Source organism: Nocardia sp. NBC_00565 (assembly GCF_036345915.1).
Lineage (GTDB): Bacteria > Actinomycetota > Actinomycetes > Mycobacteriales > Mycobacteriaceae > Nocardia.
Genome location: NZ_CP107785.1, coordinates 6,803,867 through 6,823,020, shown reverse-complemented (window position 1 = coordinate 6,823,020; position 19,154 = coordinate 6,803,867). Strand labels below are relative to the sequence as shown.

Sequence of the window (19,154 nt, the reverse complement as noted above, 5' to 3'; positions counted from 1 at the left end):
CGCCGGGTGGTGTCTGGTTGCGGTGCGCCTGGTGGGTTGTTCACAGGGGGGAGGCGCGGGAGCTTCGGATTTCGGGCGGGCGGGTGGTCGGAGGGCGTTCAGCGTGGTCTGCGCTGCTGGCGGCTGTGCTGTTGGGTTGGGGTTCGCAAGTCCGGGTGCGGATATCTGGCGGACGCGGCCGAAAGTGGGCGAAATTCAGCCTGGTCTGCGCTGGTAGCAGCGGCTTCGTTGGGTCGCGGCCTGGTTCGGGTGGTTCACAAGTTCCGGCTCGGGGCTTCCGATACTTGGCAGATACATGGTCGACGGTGCATGTTCAGCGCTGTTCGCGCTGGTGGCGGCCGTGTGGTCGAGATGGGTACGGCGTCCGGCCGGGGGTGGCTCGCAAGTCTGGGCATGGGAATTTCGGATAACTTTCTGGGTGCTTGCACTAGCAAGCGGCGCGAATCGGAGTTACTGTATCGAGGAGTAACACAAAGGAGTGTCCGATGCGTGCAATGCCGCAAGCATTCGTGGACTTCCCGGGGCAGATCCGGGGGTTGGTCCACACCTACCGCGCCAACCTGCGGTCCCGTACCTACGCGACCGCGGCATTGAATCCACCGACCGCGCCGTATGAGGTAGTCCCGGTCAGTACCGGTGATGGTGCGCGGCTGCGCGTACACGCCTACGGACCGGCCGACGCGCCGACGATCGTGCTGGTGCACGGCTGGACCTGCGCCATCGAATACTGGAATGCCCAGATCAACGCGTTTGCCGATGAGTACCGCGTCATCGCCTATGACGTGCGCGGCCACGGCGAGAGCGAGCCGGGCTCGAGCCCGCTCACCACCGATCTGCTCGCCGACGATCTGGCCGCCGTGCTCGACGCGACACTGCGCCCCGGCGAGCGGGCCGTGCTGGTCGGTCACAGCCTGGGCGGCATGACTCTGCAGGCTTGGGCCGGTCGCTATCCCGACCGGGTCGCGAAGCAGGCGCTCGCCGTGCTGCTGACCAACACCGCCCCCGGCCAGCTGGTCGCCGAGACCACCGTCGTGCCGTTCTGCAACGCACCGCTCCCGCTGCTGAAGCTGCGAATTCCGTTGCCGCACTTCATCGGCCGCCTCGGGCTCGGCACGCCGATCGTCTTCCCGCCGATCGCCCCGGTGAAGTGGGCCTTCACCCGGCAGATCATGAGCCTGCGCTCGACCGGTGACGTGGTCGACTACAGCATGTCGATCGTTCGCTCGTGCCCGGCTCGGGTGCGCGCGAAGTTCGGAATCCTGCTCGCCGAACTGGATCTCGGTGAGTCGGCGCGCAATCTCGTTGTGCCGACCACGATCCTGGCCGGCGAGTTCGACGATATGACGCCGCCGGTGCACTCCGAGCGCATCGTCGAGATGCTCAGGGAGACCGGCAGTTTGGTCAAGTACGAGGTATTGCCGACGGGCCATCTGGGCAACACCGAGATGTTCGAGCGGTTCAACGAGGAATTGGCCCTGGTTCTCGAGTCGGTGCGCCAACCCATGGAAGCTGTCGGGTGAGGCCGCTCCGGTAGAGCCCGCCGGCCGGCGGTCAGTTGAAGACGACGGTGCGGCGGCCGTGGACCAGGACTCGGCCTTCCAGGTGCCAGCGGAGGCCGCGGGCCAGGACTACGCGTTCGATATCGCGGCCTTGGCGGACCATATCGCGGACCTCGTCGGCGTGGTCGATGCGGATAACGTCCTGTTCGATGATCGGGCCCGCGTCGAGTTCGGCGGTGACGTAGTGGCAGGTTGCGCCGATCAGTTTGACGCCGCGGGCGAAGGCCTGGTGGTAGGGGCGGGCGCCGACGAAGGAGGGCAGGAAGCTGTGGTGGATGTTGATCGCCTTGCCCGCCCAGTGTTCGCAGAGTTCGGCGGGCAGCACCTGCATGAAGCGGGCGAGGACGACGGCGTGCGGGTCGTGGGCGTCGACCAGGGCGCGGACCTCTTCGAAGGCGGGGCCACGTTCGGCCGGGTCCTTCGGGAAGGACACGTGATGGAACTTCACGCCGTGCGCCTCGGTCATTTCGGCGAGATCCGGGTGATTGCTGATCACCGCCTCGATGGTGGCGGGCAGTTCACCGCTGGCGGCGCGGCCGAGCAGATCGTGCAGACAATGCCCATCCTTGCTGACCAGTAGTACGGCCCGGCGGCGTTCGCCGGAGTCGAGCAGTTGCCATTCCGTCTCCGGGCCGAAGTCGGCCGCCACGGCCGCGAACCGGTCGCGCAGTTCCGCTATGTCGAACGGCACTGTCGATGCCTTGATCGCCTGGCGGGTGAAGAACCAGCCGATATCCGCATCGGAGTGGTAACCGGCCTCCACAATGGACCCGCCGAATTCGGCGATGAACGAGGTGATCCTCGCGATGATGCCGGGACGGTCCGGGCAGCCGAGGGTCAGCACGAAGCGGCGATCGTCCAGGACGGGTGGGGCGGAACTCATTGCCTCATCCTCCCAGGTCGCCCCGGGCGCCCGTACAAGAGGTTTGCTCGCGCTGTGACGCTGTGGGAGGTGTCGGCGTTGCCTCGGCAGCCTGCTCCGGATCGGCGGCTCTACCCTCACAGATCGTAAAACGGTTCCGCGTACTGGAATTCGCCGGTGATCTGGGAGTCATATGCCGCCAGCGGGCGAACCTGGAAGTGTGAGATCCAGGTCGGTTCGTCGGGGGTGATGCTGAGGCGGGCGGCGGGGACGAAGCCGAATTGTGGGTAGTAGTCGAGGCTGCCGAGTAGGCCGATGAGGGGTTCGTCGAGGGCGTCGGCGGCGCCCAGGGCGGCGTGCATCATGGCAGCGCCGACGCCGTTGCCCTGATGTTCGACCAGGACGCCGATCGGGCCGAGGGCGAGCACCGGGAATGGGCCGACGCCGGCACGGGTGAGGCAGACATGGCCGATGACGGTGTCGTATTCGACCGCGACCATCGAGAGGGTGGGGATCCAACCGGAGTCGCTGCGCAGCCGGGTGACCAGATCGACCTCGGGCGGGTCGGCGGCCCCTTGGTCGGCGGGTTCGCCGGTGAGTTCGGCCACCTCGTTCCGGTCGTCATCGCCGTTCGCGCACTGCGGTCCGAAGGCGCTGCGGTGGACGGCCGCGATCGCGGCGGCATCGTCGGCGCGTTCGCGACGGATCAGCAAGGTGTCGTCTCCTCCTACACAAGTTGGGCCAGCCGCACCTGCGCTATCGAGTGTGCGCGATGCGTCGGAGGCACGCAATGGAATTCGCCACCGGTATGCCAGACTCTCACCTTGTGGCAAATTCCGCGTCGCTGACCAGGGCCGAAGTGGCCGCCATCATCGATCACACGTTACTGGCGCCGGAGGCGACGCCCGCCGAGGTGAACGCGTTGGTGACCGAGGCGCGCGAACTCGGTGTGTACGCGATCTGCATATCGCCCGCTATGTTGCCGGTGCGCGCGCCCGGGCTGGTCGTCGCGACCGTCGCCGGATTCCCTTCGGGCAAGCACCATTCGCTCGTGAAGGGCGCCGAGGCAAGGCTGGCGGTCGAGCAGGGCGCGGCCGAGGTCGACATGGTGATCGATGTCGGCGCCGCGCTCGCGGGCGATTACACCGCCGTGCTCTCCGACATCGTCACGGTGCGTGAGGCAATGGGGGATCGCGCGCTGCTCAAGGTGATCATCGAATCGGCGGCGCTGCCCGATGCCGCGATCGTGGAGGTCTGCCGGGTCGCCGAGCGTGCCGGCGCCGGTTTCGTGAAGACCTCTACGGGATTTCACCCGGCCGGTGGTGCGAGTGTGCACGCGGTCGAGTTGATGGCCGAGACTGTCGGCGGCCGTCTCGGCGTGAAAGCCAGCGGTGGCATCCGAACCTCCGAAGCCGCCGCCGCACTCATCGCGGCGGGGGCTACCCGCCTCGGACTCTCCAAATCCCGTGCGGTGCTGGAAGGTTTCCCGGCCTGATCCAGTCCCCGAGCAGAACCGGCCCGGCCGTGCACTTTTCGCACGCTGAGACCGATCGGCGCGGCAGTCGGTGCCGCCGCGACCCATCACCGCAGTGGCGAGATGTGCCGGCCGAAATTACGCCACTGCTCCGATGGTGGGCCGGTTCCGCGAGCCACTGCGGGAAGCCCGGCCCGGTACGGTTCCTCGTAGGCGTCAACGGCGAAGAACCGGATCGGTAGTCGCACGAGCTCATTCGGTCCGTACCTGCCGCGCCGGAAACAGCGATAGATCACCCAGGCGCAGTGCGTATTCCGCGTCTGCCGTGTCGCTTTCGAGCAGGTACACCAGTTCGGTGCGTGCTGAATCCGGGAGTGCCCCTGACCGTCAGCACTTGATGTTGTTGTCGGCCTGAGCTGCGGGGAGTTCGGTGCGACCGCCCGCGAGCTGCACCGCGATGCCGTTATCGGTCACCTTGACCTCGGTGGCCTTCAAGCCGAGCGGGTAGCTCTGCAGGCTCTCGGTGAACACCTCCACGATGCCCTGCACCAGGTCGGTCGGCAGGCCCATACCCAGCAGTGACGCCGACATGGTCTCCACCTGCACGGTTCCGTCCTTCACCTGCGGCTTCACCTGCAGTTCCGAGATCCCGCCGAGCACATCGAGGGTCAGCATCCCGCTCGACGCGGAGGACGTCACACCGCTGACCAGACCGCCGAGCGTCTCCCGGATGCCGTCGTTGCCCCAGGTGACATCGGCCGAGGAACTGCCGATCACGTTCTTGCCGCCGTTGGAGACCTCGATGTCGTTGAACTTGGCGTGCACCACCATGCCGACGGCCGGACCGAACTTCGAGTCGTCGCTGTTCACCTTCACCTGGCCGACCTTCCCGTCGATCCAGGTGATCAGCATGGGTTTGGGTCCGAAGCTCACATCGATCTTCGAACCCATCTCCTTCTCGAATTGGCTGCTGATGCAACGCGAGACCAGGTGCCGCGCATACGCCTCCCCGCCGACCAGCACGGTAGCGAGCAGAATCGCGACCACAACCAGGGCGATCACCAGGGCACGCCGGTTGCGCGTCGGGGTAGATGGGCTCTTCGTACTCATGCGCTCGATTCTTCCGGACTTTTCTGTGGTCGCTATGAGGGCGCGGTGAGGGGCTTGATTGTGACATGTGACACAGAGTTCGAGCGTAGCCTGGTCGGCATGGCTGGCGATGCGGCGGGCCGCGCCCTCGATTCCGCGGACCACGGGTGGCGTGTCCTGCGGCGATTGGCCGGGCGCCATGCCGGGTTCTTCACCACCAGACAGGTACTGCGCACCGGATGTGAAGCACGGGTGCGCGCCGGGCTCGGCGACGGATCGGTGACGCGGGCCGGGGTGGGGCTGCTGCGGTTGGCCGACTGGCCCGCGGGTCCGCTCGACGAGTACGCCATGTGGGCCGCCTGGTTCGACGGGGCCGCCGTGGTATCGCATCAGAGCGCGGCCGAGCTGCACGGACTCGGCCGACTACGGCCGCGCTTCCTACATATGTCGGTCGGTGCGGGCCGGCCGCCGGTCACGCCGCGGCTGGTGGTGCTGCGGCGTGCGCTCATCCCCGCCGATCTCGAATCGGCCGGTCCATTTCTGGTGACGACACCGGTGCGCACGGTGCTCGATCTGGCCGAGGCCGATATCGGCCAATCCGCGTTGGACGAGGTAGTCGGCGACGCGGTTGCCATCCGTCGCTGCCATCCCGGCGAAATCCGTTCCGCGAGTGTGCGTCTGCCGCCGCGGGCGGCGGCCCGGGTGTACCGGGCACTCACCGTCGTATCGTGAGGTTCGGTGCGGTGATCCGGTTCGGCTATGAATCAGCTCGGTCTCCGGTTTTGGCGGGCGCGCAATCATGGCATGGTGACCGACCATGGGGACGGTAGGTCAGGGTAGGTGGGATCTCGTCTTTCCGTCCGGGGCGACACTGGACCAGGGGACCGAGAGCACGCAGTCGCGCATGCGGCGGCGATAACTCCGTACCGGAAAACCCTCCTGGCGCAAGAACTCTGCTGCGGCGCGCCAGCGCACCCGGGGCCCGAACGGTGCCAACGGCGCGGCGCGGGCCCAGGCGCGGTCGGCGGCGGTCAACAGGCTGTGGATCGGTTCGCCGGGAATGTTGCGGTGGATCAATGCCTTTGGGAGCCGTTCGGCGATATCGGAGGGGCGCTCGACGGTGAAGGGATCCCAAGCCAGCGTGAGTGACAGCGGGCCGGAGCGGTCCAGGAGCACCCAGGCGCAGCGGCGGCCGAGTTCGTCGCAGGTGCCCTCGACGAGCAGACCGTCGGGAGCCATGCCGGACAGGATGGTGGCCCACGCGTCGGGCACGGCCGATTCCGGGTATTGCCGCAGCACATTGAACGCGCGCACCAGAACCGGCCGCAGACCCGCCAATTCGAAGCCGCCGCGGGCGAAGGTGACGCCGTCGCGGCCGGGCACCACCCGTTCCGGATCGATCTCCAGGCCGACCACCCGTACATCCGGGCGGACGGCGCGCAACCGGGCCGCCAGCTCCAAGGTGGTCCACGGGCTCGCGCCGTAGCCGAGGTCGACGACCAGGGGATCGGCGGCGTCGCGTAGTCGGCTGCTGACCAGCTCGTGGTGGATCAGCCAGCGGTCGCTGCGGCGAAGTCGATTGACACCGGTGGTGCCCCGGGTGATGGTGCCGACCGGTCTCAGCGGGTCGGGTTTCGCTCTTCCAGCCACTTCACGGTGTGTTCGGCCTCGGCGCGGAACAGGTCGACCAGGTTCACCAGCATCAGCTGTTCGAGCCGCGGACCGACCATCGGAATGAACACCTTGGCCTCGGAGGAGAACCGCACGGTGCAACCGGTGTCGGTGGGGAACAGCCGAATGGTGCCGCCGAGGCTGCCCGGCCCGGCCGGAATGGCGGCCGAGAACTTGCCGACGGACTCGTTCTCGTCGAACGGTGTCCAGCTCTCCTTGCGGGTGATGATCATGTCCTTGCGCATGACCGCCTGCGCGATCTCCGGCAGCATCTCGCGCGGCAGGATGTGGTTGAGCACGACCTCGATGCCGGAGTCGCTGACATCGAGGCTGACGACCTCGTTCCCCGGCGCTATTTTCGACATCTCCGCGCACCGGTCTGCCCAGTACTCGCGGGTCGACAGCGCAGCGTACAGCTCTTTGGTGGTGTGCAGCGGGTAGCGGGCTGAATAGTCCAGTCGGCGAGCCATGAGCGGTTACGTTACCGGGACCGGTTGGCGCCCCGACGCTCGGCGGTGTCAGTGGGGGGCGCCACAATCTCCGCACCCGCGCCGCACCGAATCGCCACATCGTCCGGCCAGACTTGCGCCATGAACGGCACATGGGAGGCGTGGGGCGGGGTGATCCTGGCGGCATTCGCCGTATTGCCGCTGGCCGGTTCGCTCGTGTGGTGGCTGGCGCGGCGGCGGGGAGAACGGCGCGTCGAGGGGCTGCAGTTCGCGCTGGGCATCGGCCGCCACTCGTCGATCGACGACGTCCTCGTCAACGCGATCGGCGCACTCGTTGCGGGACTGCTGTCCCACCCCTGGTGGCGGCCGGCCGTCAGTGCTGAGCGAGCCAGTTGTTGGTGAACTCTTCCTCGGACGCGAGCAATTCGGTCAATCGCTCGGCGATCGCGGCCTCGATCTTGCCGCCGAACAGCGGAACCTTCACCTCGATGGTTCCGTTGGCCTGCGCGACCGAACCGGAGCCGTCGGCCGACAACGTGATGGTGCCGCTCACCAAGGCAGGCGCACCCTCGACGCGGGCGGTGAAGGTAGCCGAATCGCCGGTCCAGCTCTCGGTGCGCGGGATGATCAGATCGCCGGGGCGCACAGCGGTGATGGCCGGGGGCAGCAGTTCGGCGGCAATGGCCTGCTCCAGCTCGACCTTGACCTGGTCGCCATCCACCGTGACCGAATCGAGCCGGGCTTTGTCGCCACCCACCTCGGCGACGCGGTCCTTCCAGTACTGCTCGTCGGCGAAGGCCGCGCGCACAGCGGCAACCGGATACGAATAGCGGGCCGTGTACGCCAGCGGTGTAGCCATGGTCGAACAGGCTACCGTCTGGGGCGTGCGAACTTCACGGGTGGTGTTGTCGGACCAGCTGCGCGACCTGCTGGCCGATACCGGTGCGCGGCTGCGCGAATCGGTGCGGCTGGCCGGGCTGACTACATTGCGGGTCGGCGGTCCGGCGACTGTCGCGGACTGCGTGACGACCGAATCGCTGGTGGCGACGGTGCGCGCACTCGACGCGGCGGACATTCCGCTGCTGCTGCTCGCGGGCGGCTCCAACCTGCTGATCAGCGATGATGGCTTCGAGGGCGTCGTGGTCCGGGTGGCCAACGATGGTGTCGAGATCGGCCCGGACGGCGTCGTCGCCGAGGCAGGCGCGAACTGGGACACCGTGGTCGCGGCCACCATCGCGGCCGGGCTCGGCGGGCTGGAGTGCCTGTCGGGCATTCCCGGATCGGCCGGTGCGACGCCCGTGCAGAACGTCGGCGCGTACGGCGTCGAGGTCGAGAGCCTGCTGCGCCGCGTGCGTCTGCTGGATCGCGGCAGCGGCGAGATCCGCTGGGTCGACCCGTCCGAACTCGGCTTCGGCTACCGCACCAGCGCACTCAAACACCGCGATACCGCCGTGGTGCTCGCGGTCGATTTCGCGCTCGATGCGGACGGATCGAGCGCACCGCTGCGCTACGGCGAACTCGCCGACACACTCGGCGCGACCAACGGTGAATCCCGTCCCGCCGCTCAGGTACGGGCCGCGGTGCTGAAGCTGCGCGCGGGTAAGGGCATGGTGCTCGACCCTGCCGACAACGACACCTGGAGCGCCGGCTCGTTCTTCACAAATCCGGTCGTTCCCGAGCACCGCGTCGCCGAAGTGCAGGCTGCGATCATCGCTCGTGTGGGCGACATCACGATCCCCACCTATCCGGCCCCGGACGGCGTCAAATTCTCCGCGGGCTGGCTCATCGAGCGGGCCGGTTTCGCGAAGGGTTTCCCCGGCCCCGACGCCCCCGCTCGTCTGTCCACGAAGCACACGCTGGCCCTGACCAACCGTGGTGCCGCGACCGCCGCCGATCTGGTCGCACTGGCTCGCACGGTCCGCGACGGCGTTGCCGAGCGATTCGGTATCCGGCTCGAGCCGGAGCCGGTACCCATCGGGATCACCCTTTAAACAGGTGAAACGGACACCACACTCTTCGCTAGCGAAGCGAACGACTTTCACCGCGTAAATTCGATGCAGTGAGCAATCGTCTAGTCATCAACAGACCGGCCGCCGTCGTCTCCGCCGTGCTGCTCGTGGTGGTCGCGCTGGTGGCCGGATGCGCGAACGACAAAGGCGGCAACAGTGATTCGGCCAAAGACAGCACTCCGGTCGCGAAGGTCACGCTGACACCGGCCGCCGACGCCAAGAACGTCAATCCGACCGCACCGGTCTCGGTCACCGTCGCCGAGGGCACCATCGACCAGATCGCGTTGACCAACGCCAACGGCAAGCAGGTCACCGGCGAACTCGCCCCCGACAAGCGCAGCTACACGACCACCGAACCACTCGGCTACGACGCCAAGTACACCTGGTCCGGCACGGCGATCGGCGCCGACCAGAAGCCGGTGCCGATCGATGGCACCTTCACCACGCTCGCCCCGAAGAACAGCTTCCCCGCGACGCTCAATATCGCCGATAACCAGGAAGTCGGCATCGCCGTGCCGATCATCTTGCAGTTCAAGGGATCCGTGCAGAACAAGGCCGCGGTGGAGAAGGCGCTCACCGTCACCACCAACCCGCCGACCGAGGGCGCGTGGGCCTGGTTCCCCGATGACAACGGCGGCTCCCGAGCGCATTGGCGGCCGAAGGACTACTGGGTGCCCGGCACCACCGTGCACGTCGCGGCCAAGCTCTACGGCCTGGATCTCGGCGGCGGAAATTACGGATACACCGATCTCACTTCGGATTTCCGCATCGGGCGCAGCCAGATCGTCAAGGCCAATGCGCCGAGTCATCGCATGCAGGTGGTGCGCGACGGACAGACCATCTTCGATTTCGCGGTCAGCTACGGCGAGGGCAATGAGCCACGCAATGTCACCCGGTCCGGCGTGCACGTCGTCACCGAGAAGTACGAGGACTTCCTGATGTCGAATCCGCCGTTCTACACCAACGTTCGCGAACGCTGGGCCGTACGCATTTCCAACAACGGCGAATTCATCCACGCCAACCCGGAATCGCTATCGGCACAGGGCTCTTCGAATGTCACCAACGGCTGCATCAATCTGTCGCCCAGTGACGCGCAGGCCTACTTCCCGACCGCGCTCTACGGCGATCCGGTCGAGGTGACCGGTACCTCGATCGCCATGTCCGCAGCCGATGGCGACCTGTACGACTGGACCATCGACTGGAACCAGTGGAAGTCGTTGTCCGCCTCGGACGGAACCTCCGGCGCGAGCATCTCCGCAACGCCGGTGGCGCCCGGTCCGCCGCGCTAGCCGAAACGAAACTCGCCCCCGCACAGTCGAAACCGTGCGGGGGCGAATCGTATTCGGTGCCAGGCGATTACCGGATCGCGCCGTCCTTGGCGCGTGGATCCTCGACGAGCGAGCCGTCCTTGCCGAACGATTCGGCGTCGACGATCGAATCCGCCTGCCGCTTGGCCAGCAGATCACGGATCTCGATGAGCAGTTCGATCTCGGTCGGCTCGGCCGCCTTGGCGGTGCCGAAGCGATTCTTCAGCGTCTTCATCGGCACCATCAGCACGAAGTACAGCACCGCGGCGACCATCACGAAGTCGATGAGCGCGGTGATGATCGGCCCGACCGCGATGAAGGTGGCCGGCTTGCCGGCGACCAGTTGAATGCCGAGCCCCAGCTCATTGGTCTTGCCCATGACCGCGAGCAACGGATTGATGATTCCCTTGGTGACCGCCGTCACGACCGCGGTGAACGCGGTACCCATGACCACCGCGACGGCAAGATCGATGACGTTCCCGCGCATCAGGAAATCTTTGAAACCCTTGAACATGAGCCGAGCACTCCAATCTGGTCTATATGCACCCCCGCCTTTTGCCGGTCGTCGGGTGCGACGAAATTATCATCCGGGCCGACGGATCTATTTTCAGCTGAGTTTGGGCGTACCCGGTGAGTTACCCATGTCCCTGCGAAATCCGTTGTCACCCGCTATTGCGACAACGAAGGTCGAGCCAGTTCAGCCGCGGCGAGCGAAGCGACCCGGGCCCGCCTGGTCACGGGGCTTGACGATGATCTGGTCCAGATTCACATGCGAGGGCCGCGACGCGACGAAACCGATGATCTCCGCGATGTCCTGGGCGACCAGCGGGTCGATTCCTTCGTACACCTTGGCGGCGCGGTCCTCGTCCCCGGCGAAGCGGACCAGCGAGAACTCGGTTTCGACCGCACCGGGCGCGATTTCGGTGAGCCGCACCGGCTGGCCGATCAGTTCGCCGCGCAACGTGCGGTGCAGCACGGCCTGGGCGTGCTTGGCCGTGGTGTAGCCCGAGCCGTTGTCGTAGGCCTCGAACGCGGCGACCGAGGTGATGGTGACGATGAGGCCGTCGCCGGTGGCGATCAGCTTCGGCAGCAGCGCCTTGGTCACCCGCAGCGTGCCGAGCACATTGGTTTCCCACATCCAGCGCCAGTCCTCCAGGTCGGCCTCGGCGACCGAGGACAGGCCCTTCGCGCCGCCCGCGTTGTTGACCAGCACATCGGCGTTGTCGATGGCGTCGGTGAAGGCTCGCACGGAGTCGTCCGAGGTCACGTCGAGTTCGAGTGCGGTGCCGCCGATTTCGTCGGCGAGGCGCCGCAGCCGATCGAGCCTGCGCGCGCCGACGTACACGTGGTAGCCCTGTTTAGCGAGTTCCCGGGCGGTGGCTTCCCCGATTCCCGAGCTGGCTCCGGTGACGACGGCAGTACGAATGCTCATAACTTTCGATCCTAAATGCAGGCCTTTTCGAGCGACCTGCAAGCAGTCGCTACGGAGACCGTTTGCCGGTGATCCCGGCTGTTGCCCGGATCACCGCACCCGCACCGACCACCACTAGCCTCGGTTACATGGCTATTCGGGATGCGGTCAGTGCTGATGGAACGAGCATCGTCTATCGGGTCAGCGGCCCGGCCGCGGGCAGGCCGCTGGTCCTGCTGCACGGTTGGTCGGCCAACCTGCAGTGTTGGGGCGCGGCCGCCGCCGACCTCGCCGAACGCTTTCGGGTGATCGCCGTCGACCTGCGCGGCCACGGCTACTCCGATGCGCCGGAGTCCGGCTACGACGATCCGAAGAACTGGGCCGCCGATATCGCCGCGGTGCTGGCGGCGGAGGGCATCGAATCGGACGCGGTGCTGCTCGGGTGGTCCTACGGCGGCATCGTGCTCACCGACTACCTGACCGCCTACGGCACCGGTGCGGTCGCGGGCGTCGTCTACGCCGGCTCGATGGCCAATCTCGGTCGCGCGCCCGGCGCGGAGACCGGTTCGGCGATGAAGGAGGCGATTCCCGGCGTCTTCGAGGAGAGCGCGGGACGGGCGCTGCGCGCGTTCGGGGCCTTCGGCAACGCCAACACCGGGCCAGGTCCGGATAAGGGAGTCGACGCGCAGCGACTGTTCGGGGCGAGCCTGTCCACGCCGCCTCGGGTGCGTAAGGCGCTGTTCTACCGGACCGTCGACAACACCGAAACGCTGCGCGCCCTGGATATTCCGGTGCTGGTCCTGCACGGAACCAAGGATCCGGTGGTGCCGATCGAGAACGGCCGCTACATCCTCGACGCCGTAACCGATGGTCGCGCCTCGTTCTGGGCGGACGCACAGCACGGGCTGTTCATCGAGGATCGGGCCAGGTTCGTCGCCGAGGTCGGCGAGTTCGTCGACGGACTGAATTAGCCGTCCGAAATTCGCTGGCGCCGCGCGCCAGGTTCGCGCAGACTCGTCATGCCCCGGTGACAAATGTTCGCGCCGGGCGAATATGTGCGCTCACGCGTGAGAACCCTCACGAAACCGCTGTGACGACTGTCACTCGGCCCGGTTACGGCGTCTGACTTCGGCGATCCAACGTGCACTATGGAAGTGTGAGTCAACGCCCGGACCTACGGCCCAATCGGATTGCCGTGTTGTCGGTGCACACCTCACCACTTGCCCAACCGGGCACCGGCGATGCGGGTGGCATGAACGTCTATGTGCTGCAAACCGCCATCCAGCTGGCCCAACGCGGGACCGAGGTCGAGATCTTCACCCGGGCCACTTCCTCGAACGTACCGCCGGTTCAGGAGGCGGCCCCGGGGGTCCTGGTGCGCAATGTGGTGGCGGGCCCGTTCGAGGGACTGGACAAGCACGATCTGCCGACCCAGTTGTGCCCGTTCACGGCCGAGGTGCTGCGCCAGGAGGCTCGACACCTGCCCGGTTACTACGACCTCGTCCATTCGCACTACTGGCTCTCCGGCCAGGTCGGCTGGTTGGCGCGGGACCGCTGGCGGGTGCCGCTGGTGCATACCGCGCACACGCTGGCCGCGGTGAAGAACGCGGCGCTGGCCGAGGGCGACTGTCCCGAGCCCGCGACCCGTGAGATCGGCGAGAAGCAGGTGATCGCCGAGGCCGATCGGATGATCGCCAATACCGCGCAGGAGGCGCGCCAGCTCATCGAGCTGTACGGCGCCGATCCCGAGCGCATCGATGTGGTCCCGCCCGGTGCGGATCTGACCCGCTACCGTCCCGGCGAAAAGGCCGCGGCCCGAGCCGCTCTGGGCCTGGCCACCGATGAGCAGATCGTCGCGTTCATCGGCCGCATCCAGCCGCTCAAGGCGCCGGATGTGCTGGTCCGCGCCGCCGCGGAGCTGCTGCACCGGGACCCATCGCGCAAGCTGCGCCTGCTCATCGTCGGCGGACCGTCCGGCACCGGACTGGAGCGCCCCGATTCGCTGATCGAACTCGCTGCCGCCCTCGGCATCGCCGATCAGGTCACCTTCCTGCCGCCGCAGCCGCCGGACCGCTTGGTCCAGGTGTATCGGGCCGCCGACCTGGTCGCGGTGCCCAGCTACAACGAATCGTTCGGTCTGGTCGCCATCGAGGCGCAGGCCAGCGGCACCCCCGTGCTCGCGGCCGATGTCGGTGGACTCGGCACCGCCGTGCGCCACGGCGAGACCGGCCTGCTGGTGCCGGGGCATCGGACTCCGGACTGGGCCGAGGCCCTCGGCCACCTGCTCGACGACGCCGATCGACTACGCCGGATGGGCCGGCGCGCGGTCGAGCACGCCGCGCACTTCTCCTGGGAGCACACCGCGGACGGACTGCTCGCCAGTTACTCGGCGGCGCTGGCCGATTTCCGCGAACTCCGGTCCGGATTCGGCGCGGGCCGCAGCCTGGTCTTCGACGCCACGTTGGCCGAGCTGCCCGGTGAACGCGCTAGCGTCGCGAGTGAACGCAGCGCTGTTCTCCTCGGTGAGAGCAGCCAGGCCAGATCGCGGGCGCTGTGGCGGCGCCGGACGGGAGCACGGCGATGACCGCGGCAGCCGCGACCGCGCAGCTGATCGACGAGACGCTGCGTGACCGCGAGATCGAGTACACCCACCCGAGCCAGGAGACCTTCGTCGTCATCCTGCCGGGCGAGCGCAAACTGAAGACGACCGTGATGCTCACCGTCGGTAAGCACGGGGTGCGGATCGAATCGTTCGTCTGCCGCAAGCCCGATGAGAACTTCGAGGGCGTCTACAAATTCCTGCTGCGCCGCAACCGCCGCCTCTACGGCGTGGCCTACACCCTTGATCGCGTCGGCGACATCTATCTGGTCGGTCGCATCGCCACCCACGCCGTCACCTCCGATGAACTGGACCGGTTCTTCGGCCAGATCCTCGAGGCCGTGGACGCCGACTTCAATGTCCTGCTCGAACTCGGCTTCGCCGAATCCATTCGGAAGGAATGGAAGTGGCGGGTCTCGCGTGGTGAATCGCTGAAGAATCTGCGCGCCTTCGAGCATCTGGTCGAGGCCGACCAGCCCTGAGCCCCCTCCGGATCCTGCCCGGGTGAGCGACAATCGCGCTGTGGCCCATTTGCTCGAGTGGGCCGCGAGGTACAGGAGGCCGCACGGCGATGATGGTTCTAGCTCTGGATATCGGTGCGACGAAGTTCGCCGTCGGCGTGGTCCACGCGGGGCGGAAGGTCCGCGATGTGCGGCGGGTCGATGTGCCTCGGGAGTCGGTGTGGGAGGCATGTCGGGCGCTGCTGCTCGAGGTGGCCGGGGAGACCACGGTCTCGGCGATCGGGATCGGGTCGGCCGGACCGGTCGATGTGCGGACCGGAATTACCAGCCCGCTGAACATTCCGGAATGGAAACCGGGCTTTCCGATCGTCGCCGAGGTGCAGCAACTCTTTCCTTCCGCCGCGGTGCGATTCGCCATCGACGGTGCTTGCCTGGCATTGGCCGAACATCATGTCGGCGCACTGCGCGGGGTGCCGAATGGGCTGGCGATGACGGTCTCCTCGGGCATCGGCGGCGGCATCATCGCCGATGGACGGGTCGTACTCGGTCGCACCGGCAATGCCGGGCATGTCGGTCACATCGTGGTACCGGGTTGGGATGTGCCCTGTGAATGTGGCGGCGTCGGCTGTGTCGAGGCGATCGCCAGCGGTATGTCGTCGGTGCGCTGGGCCCGCGAGCAGGGGTGGCGCGGCGAGACCGGCGCGGGGCTGGCGAAGGCCGCGCATTCCGGTGACGAGATCGCGCTCGCCGCGTTGCGTCGGGCGGGGACCGCGCTCGGCACCGCGATCGCGTCGGCGGCATCGACGCTCGATATCGATCGGGTGGTGATCGGCGGTGGCTTCGCGCAATCGGGTGAACCGCTCTGGGAACCGTTGCGGGCGGCGCTGACCCGGCACGCGGGGTTGGATTTCCTGCGCGAACTGCGGGTCGTCCAGTCTCGAATCACCAACGGCGCCACTCTCGTTGGCGCGGGTGTGTTGGCCGCCGGTCACGACAGCGCCGACACCATCTCCTGAGCGGCCCGATCGGCTCCCGGGAACGGATGCGAGCAGCGTTTGCGCACATGCCAGAATGGCCTGCATGACGTACACCCTCGTGCTGCTGCGCCACGGCGAGAGCGAATGGAACGCCCTTAACCTGTTCACCGGCTGGGTCGATGTGCACCTGACCGATAAGGGCATCGCCGAGGGCAAGCGCGCCGGGGAACTGCTGGCCGAACACGGCATCCTGCCCGATATCGTCTACACCTCGCTGCTGCGGCGCGCGATCAGCACCGCGAATATCGCGCTGGACGCCGCCGATCGGCACTGGATCCCGGTCGTGCGCGACTGGCGTCTCAACGAGCGCCATTACGGCGATCTGCAGGGCAAGAACAAGGCGCAGGTCCGCGACCAGTACGGCGACGATCAGTTCATGCTGTGGCGGCGCAGCTACGACACCCCGCCGCCGCCGATCGACCCCACCAACGAGTACAGCCAGGAGGGCGACCCGCGCTACGACGGCATTGACGTCCCGAAGACCGAATGCCTGCTCGACGTGGTGAACCGGATGGTCCCGTACTGGGAGTCGACCATCTCCAAGGAACTGCTCGCGGGCAAGACCGTTCTCGTTGCGGCGCACGGCAACTCACTGCGCGCCCTGGTCAAGCACCTCGATCAGATCTCCGACGACGACATCGCGGGCCTCAACATCCCGACCGGCATCCCGCTGCGCTACGAGCTGGACGAGAACCTGCGCCCGGTGCGTGCGCGCGAGTACCTGGACCCGGAGGCCGCCGCCGCGGGCGCCGCTGCCGTCGCGGGGCAGGGGGGCGGCGCGTAGCGCCTCCGTTGAGGTGCTGGAGACGGGTAGGCCCGGTCGGCAAGTAAGCACCATCCGCTCGACAATGCGCCGCGACCGCTGAGGTCGCGGCGCATTGCTGTCTCCGGGGCGGACAAACACTGCCGCATCAGCGAGTGGCACACCTTGGACAACGTTTTCTCGCGAATTGCCGCAACCATGTGCCGTTCGCGGGATCGGGCTCGGGTTAGTGTGGATTCTGCACGTTGGGTCGGTGTTCTTTGGCTGTGAGCAGGCATCATGCCGCTCTGGTTGCTGTATGTGAATCGGTATTCGAGCTGTGGTTTATGTAACCCCACGTCCGAACCTACTCGCCGGTATGTAAGCTCTCGGACGTTCGACCAGTCCGAGAGGCGGATCACCCCTGATGCAGACGATGTTGCGAGCCACAGTGGCGGCAGTTGCCACCGCGGTGCTCATTCCTTTCGTCACCCAGAGCGCGATCGCGGCACCGGAGTCGTCCGGTCCCGACGGTGGTGCGGCCGGTGCCGCCTGGGTCGCCGCCGAGGATGGTCCGCAGCAGTACCCGAACGTGAACATCCAGTGGGACGTCCCGATCACCATGAGCGACGGCACCGTCCTCAAGGGCAACGTGTACCGCCCCGCGGACGCGGCGGGCCGCCCGATCGACATCCCGACGCCGACGGTGGTCAACCTGACCCCGTACACCAAACTGGTCTCCAACCTCGCCGATAGCGCCATGTCCATTCCCGGCCTGTCCGACGCCCTGATCGAGCTGTTGCGCCAGATCGACCTCAGCGGCACCCCACTGTCCGGCGTCACCGATCTGACCAAATCTTTCGGCGGCGGCGAGCTGCGCAACTTCGCCGTCGACCGCCAGCTCATCAAGAGCGGCTACACCCAGGTGGTCGTGGATGTGCGCGGCACCGGCTTCTCTCAGGGCACCTGGGACATGCTGCGCCAGCGCGAACAGCAGGACACCTACGAGGTGATCGACTGGACCGCGCGTCAGCCGTGGTCCAACGGCCGCATCGGCATGAACGGCCTGTCCTACTCGGGTATCAACCAGGTGCAGGTGGCCGCTATGCAGCCGCCCGCGCTGAAGGCGATCTTCCCGGTGGTGCCCGGCAGCGACCTCGTCAACGACGTGCTCGCGCCCGGCGGCGGCTTCGGCTTCAACTTCATCCCGCTGTGGCTGACCGCCATCAACGGACTCAAACTGGTCCCCGATGTCGCGTCGATGTTGAACGGGCAGTTCGATATGCGGTGGCTCGCCGATCGGGCGAAGGATCCGTTCACGTTCATGGATGTGCTGCTCAACGTCTACAGCACGACCCGGGTCGAGGATCTGGATCCGCGCGCCAAGGAGCTGCTGACCGGTTCGTCGCGTCCGCGCGAAGACTGGTTGAGCGATCCGAGCAGGATTCGGGTGCCCACCTTCGTCACCGGCGGCTGGCACGACTTGTTCACCTACTCCGAATCCAAGATCTACAACGAGATTCCGCTGCCCGCGGGCCAGAAGCAGCTGCTGATGGGCAATACGTATCACGTCAGCTCCGGCAATGAATACGGCAAGCCCGGCCTGCCGCCGCGCCTGGATGTGCTGCAGCGCGCCTGGTTCGACAAGTGGCTCAAGGGAATCGACAACGGCATCGATCAGTACGGCCCGATCACGCTGCGCCAGCAGGGCGGCGGCTGGATCACCACCGACTCGTTCGCCGACCCGCGGACCGGTACCCAGGATGCCGAACATCGCCGGATGTACCTGTCCGCCAACCGAAGTGGCACCGCGAACAGCCGGTACGACGGATCGCTCGCCGCCTCGGCGAGCCCGGACTCGGCGCGGCTCACGGTCGCGCCCGGCCTGACTACCCTGTGCTCCAACGACGCAGCGCAGGGTAGTGCGGGCGCCCTGTCGATCATCGATGGCTGTGCCAAGGATTCGCGGGTCGCGGAGCTGAACGGTTTGACCTTCACCAGCGATCCGGTGGCCGAGCCGGCCACCATCTCCGGCCGCATCGCCGCGCACCTCAATACCGTTCAGGATGCCGCCGACGGCTACTGGGTGGTCACGGTCAACGATGTCGCGCCGGACGGGCAGTCCACCGTGCTCTCCTCGGGTCAGCTACTGGCCTCGCTTCGCCAGGTCGACGAGGCGAACAGCACCCGCTCCGCCAATGGCGACTACACCGATCCGCGGCCCTACACCTCGCTGGATCGACGTCAGCTCACGGTGCCGGGGGAGCAGACGACCCTGGATATCGCGCTGCCCGCCACCGAGGCGATCCTGCAGCCGGGCCACCGCCTGCGCGTGGATGTGTTCGCGGGCAACTTCCCGAAGGGTCTGCCGGTACTGCCGATGCTGATCGATACGGGAGTGAAGCCGCAGCATGTGCAGCTGGATCCGATCCGGCCGAGCTTCATCAACGTTCCGGTCAAGGGCAATCCGGGCTGGTGATCTGT

General features: G+C 67.0%; 20 protein-coding genes. 12 read left to right on the top strand and 8 right to left on the bottom strand.

What is annotated here, in order from left to right:
* The first annotated feature begins 485 nt into the window (after positions 1-485).
* Positions 486-1,520 (top strand): alpha/beta fold hydrolase, encoded by a 1,035-nt coding sequence (locus tag OG874_RS31345; protein ID WP_330250682.1) that lies wholly within the window; start codon positions 486-488, stop codon positions 1,518-1,520.
* 31 nt (positions 1,521-1,551) lie between these two features.
* On the opposite strand, the gene purU is transcribed toward OG874_RS31345, so the two are convergent.
* Entirely contained in the window at positions 1,552-2,442 is an 891-nt protein-coding gene (purU, locus tag OG874_RS31340; protein WP_330250681.1) for a formyltetrahydrofolate deformylase, read from the bottom strand.
* A 116-nt stretch (positions 2,443-2,558) separates the two neighbouring features.
* The gene (locus tag OG874_RS31335; RefSeq protein WP_330250680.1) at positions 2,559-3,134 is read right to left on the bottom strand and encodes a GNAT family N-acetyltransferase; all 576 of its coding nucleotides are present in this window, start codon (positions 3,132-3,134) and stop codon (positions 2,559-2,561) included.
* Between the two features lie 95 nt (positions 3,135-3,229).
* On the opposite strand from OG874_RS31335, the gene deoC reads away from it, so the two are divergent.
* Positions 3,230-3,916, top strand: a complete 687-nt coding sequence (gene deoC, locus OG874_RS31330) for a deoxyribose-phosphate aldolase (protein ID WP_442943150.1) — start codon at positions 3,230-3,232, stop codon at positions 3,914-3,916.
* 366 nt (positions 3,917-4,282) lie between these two features.
* Here the strand turns inward: deoC and OG874_RS31325 are convergent, their stop codons facing one another.
* A complete protein-coding gene (locus tag OG874_RS31325; protein ID WP_330250678.1) occupies positions 4,283-5,005 on the bottom strand; it encodes an LmeA family phospholipid-binding protein in 723 nt (240 codons plus the stop codon).
* Between the two features lie 99 nt (positions 5,006-5,104).
* Here OG874_RS31325 and OG874_RS31320 point away from each other — a divergent pair, with 99 nt between their 5' ends.
* Positions 5,105-5,716 carry a type IV toxin-antitoxin system AbiEi family antitoxin domain-containing protein gene (locus OG874_RS31320; protein WP_330250677.1) on the top strand — a complete coding sequence of 204 codons (612 nt, stop codon included), beginning with the start codon at positions 5,105-5,107 and terminating at the stop codon, positions 5,714-5,716.
* 99 nt (positions 5,717-5,815) lie between these two features.
* On the opposite strand, the gene OG874_RS31315 is transcribed toward OG874_RS31320, so the two are convergent.
* Positions 5,816-6,634 (bottom strand): class I SAM-dependent methyltransferase, encoded by an 819-nt coding sequence (locus OG874_RS31315; RefSeq protein ID WP_330250676.1) that lies wholly within the window; start codon positions 6,632-6,634, stop codon positions 5,816-5,818.
* Positions 6,604-7,125 carry a DUF2505 domain-containing protein gene (locus tag OG874_RS31310; RefSeq protein WP_330250675.1) on the bottom strand — a complete coding sequence of 174 codons (522 nt, stop codon included), beginning with the start codon at positions 7,123-7,125 and terminating at the stop codon, positions 6,604-6,606. Before OG874_RS31310 ends, OG874_RS31315 begins: the two co-directional genes overlap by 31 nt.
* Positions 7,126-7,245: 120 nt before the next feature.
* Between OG874_RS31310 and OG874_RS31305 the strand changes: the two genes are divergently transcribed.
* Positions 7,246-7,506, top strand: coding sequence for a hypothetical protein (locus OG874_RS31305; RefSeq protein WP_330250674.1), 261 nt, complete (start codon positions 7,246-7,248; stop codon positions 7,504-7,506).
* On the opposite strand, the gene OG874_RS31300 is transcribed toward OG874_RS31305, so the two are convergent.
* Positions 7,478-7,963: a DUF2505 domain-containing protein gene (locus OG874_RS31300; protein ID WP_330250673.1), complete on the bottom strand. Its 486-nt coding sequence runs from the start codon at positions 7,961-7,963 to the stop codon at positions 7,478-7,480. The two genes, OG874_RS31305 and OG874_RS31300, sit on opposite strands and share 29 nt — an antisense overlap.
* Positions 7,964-8,054: 91 nt before the next feature.
* Here OG874_RS31300 and OG874_RS31295 point away from each other — a divergent pair, with 91 nt between their 5' ends.
* Both OG874_RS31295 and OG874_RS31290 read left to right on the top strand, forming a co-directional pair.
* Positions 8,055-9,095, top strand: coding sequence for a UDP-N-acetylmuramate dehydrogenase (locus OG874_RS31295; protein WP_442943444.1), 1,041 nt, complete (start codon positions 8,055-8,057; stop codon positions 9,093-9,095).
* 68 nt (positions 9,096-9,163) lie between these two features.
* Positions 9,164-10,402, top strand: a complete 1,239-nt coding sequence (locus tag OG874_RS31290; protein WP_330250672.1) for a L,D-transpeptidase — start codon at positions 9,164-9,166, stop codon at positions 10,400-10,402.
* 67 nt (positions 10,403-10,469) lie between these two features.
* Here the strand turns inward: OG874_RS31290 and mscL are convergent, their stop codons facing one another.
* Positions 10,470-10,934, bottom strand: a complete 465-nt coding sequence (mscL, locus tag OG874_RS31285; protein WP_330250671.1) for a large conductance mechanosensitive channel protein MscL — start codon at positions 10,932-10,934, stop codon at positions 10,470-10,472.
* 183 nt (positions 10,935-11,117) lie between these two features.
* Entirely contained in the window at positions 11,118-11,852 is a 735-nt protein-coding gene (locus OG874_RS31280; protein WP_330250670.1) for an SDR family NAD(P)-dependent oxidoreductase, read from the bottom strand.
* Between the two features lie 128 nt (positions 11,853-11,980).
* On the opposite strand from OG874_RS31280, the gene OG874_RS31275 reads away from it, so the two are divergent.
* The 6 genes from OG874_RS31275 to OG874_RS31250 all read left to right on the top strand — a co-directional run bounded on the left by OG874_RS31275 (position 11,981) and on the right by OG874_RS31250 (position 19,149).
* Complete coding sequence (locus OG874_RS31275) at positions 11,981-12,802, top strand: alpha/beta fold hydrolase (protein WP_330250669.1); 822 nt, start codon at positions 11,981-11,983, stop codon at positions 12,800-12,802.
* A 185-nt stretch (positions 12,803-12,987) separates the two neighbouring features.
* Complete coding sequence (gene mshA, locus OG874_RS31270; protein WP_330250668.1) at positions 12,988-14,415, top strand: D-inositol-3-phosphate glycosyltransferase; 1,428 nt, start codon at positions 12,988-12,990, stop codon at positions 14,413-14,415.
* Positions 14,412-14,912, top strand: coding sequence for a YbjN domain-containing protein (locus tag OG874_RS31265; protein WP_330250667.1), 501 nt, complete (start codon positions 14,412-14,414; stop codon positions 14,910-14,912). The genes mshA and OG874_RS31265 overlap by 4 nt, the downstream gene beginning before the upstream one ends.
* A gap of 89 nt (positions 14,913-15,001) precedes the next feature.
* Entirely contained in the window at positions 15,002-15,907 is a 906-nt protein-coding gene (locus tag OG874_RS31260; protein ID WP_330250666.1) for an ROK family protein, read from the top strand.
* A 64-nt stretch (positions 15,908-15,971) separates the two neighbouring features.
* Positions 15,972-16,712, top strand: coding sequence for a phosphoglyceromutase (locus OG874_RS31255; protein ID WP_330250665.1), 741 nt, complete (start codon positions 15,972-15,974; stop codon positions 16,710-16,712).
* A 385-nt stretch (positions 16,713-17,097) separates the two neighbouring features.
* Positions 17,098-19,149 (top strand): CocE/NonD family hydrolase, encoded by a 2,052-nt coding sequence (locus OG874_RS31250; protein WP_330250664.1) that lies wholly within the window; start codon positions 17,098-17,100, stop codon positions 19,147-19,149.
* Positions 19,150-19,154 lie beyond the last annotated feature (5 nt).

Excerpts from the sequence above, each read along its gene's own strand:
- OG874_RS31325 (WP_330250678.1), bottom strand. The coding sequence starts at position 5,005 with ATGAGTACGAAGAGCCCATCTACCCCGACGCGCAACCGGCGTGCCCTG.
- OG874_RS31265 (WP_330250667.1), top strand. The coding sequence starts at position 14,412 with ATGACCGCGGCAGCCGCGACCGCGCAGCTGATCGACGAGACGCTGCGT.
- OG874_RS31280 (WP_330250670.1), bottom strand. The coding sequence starts at position 11,852 with ATGAGCATTCGTACTGCCGTCGTCACCGGAGCCAGCTCGGGAATCGGG.
- deoC (WP_442943150.1), top strand. The coding sequence starts at position 3,230 with ATGCCAGACTCTCACCTTGTGGCAAATTCCGCGTCGCTGACCAGGGCC.
- mscL (WP_330250671.1), bottom strand. The coding sequence starts at position 10,934 with ATGTTCAAGGGTTTCAAAGATTTCCTGATGCGCGGGAACGTCATCGAT.
- OG874_RS31250 (WP_330250664.1), top strand. The coding sequence starts at position 17,098 with ATGCAGACGATGTTGCGAGCCACAGTGGCGGCAGTTGCCACCGCGGTG.
- OG874_RS31260 (WP_330250666.1), top strand. The coding sequence starts at position 15,002 with ATGATGGTTCTAGCTCTGGATATCGGTGCGACGAAGTTCGCCGTCGGC.
- OG874_RS31310 (WP_330250675.1), bottom strand. The coding sequence starts at position 7,125 with ATGGCTCGCCGACTGGACTATTCAGCCCGCTACCCGCTGCACACCACC.
- OG874_RS31305 (WP_330250674.1), top strand. The coding sequence starts at position 7,246 with ATGAACGGCACATGGGAGGCGTGGGGCGGGGTGATCCTGGCGGCATTC.
- OG874_RS31345 (WP_330250682.1), top strand. The coding sequence starts at position 486 with ATGCGTGCAATGCCGCAAGCATTCGTGGACTTCCCGGGGCAGATCCGG.
- OG874_RS31275 (WP_330250669.1), top strand. The coding sequence starts at position 11,981 with ATGGCTATTCGGGATGCGGTCAGTGCTGATGGAACGAGCATCGTCTAT.
- OG874_RS31300 (WP_330250673.1), bottom strand. The coding sequence starts at position 7,963 with ATGGCTACACCGCTGGCGTACACGGCCCGCTATTCGTATCCGGTTGCC.
- OG874_RS31320 (WP_330250677.1), top strand. The coding sequence starts at position 5,105 with ATGGCTGGCGATGCGGCGGGCCGCGCCCTCGATTCCGCGGACCACGGG.
- purU (WP_330250681.1), bottom strand. The coding sequence starts at position 2,442 with ATGAGTTCCGCCCCACCCGTCCTGGACGATCGCCGCTTCGTGCTGACC.
- OG874_RS31255 (WP_330250665.1), top strand. The coding sequence starts at position 15,972 with ATGACGTACACCCTCGTGCTGCTGCGCCACGGCGAGAGCGAATGGAAC.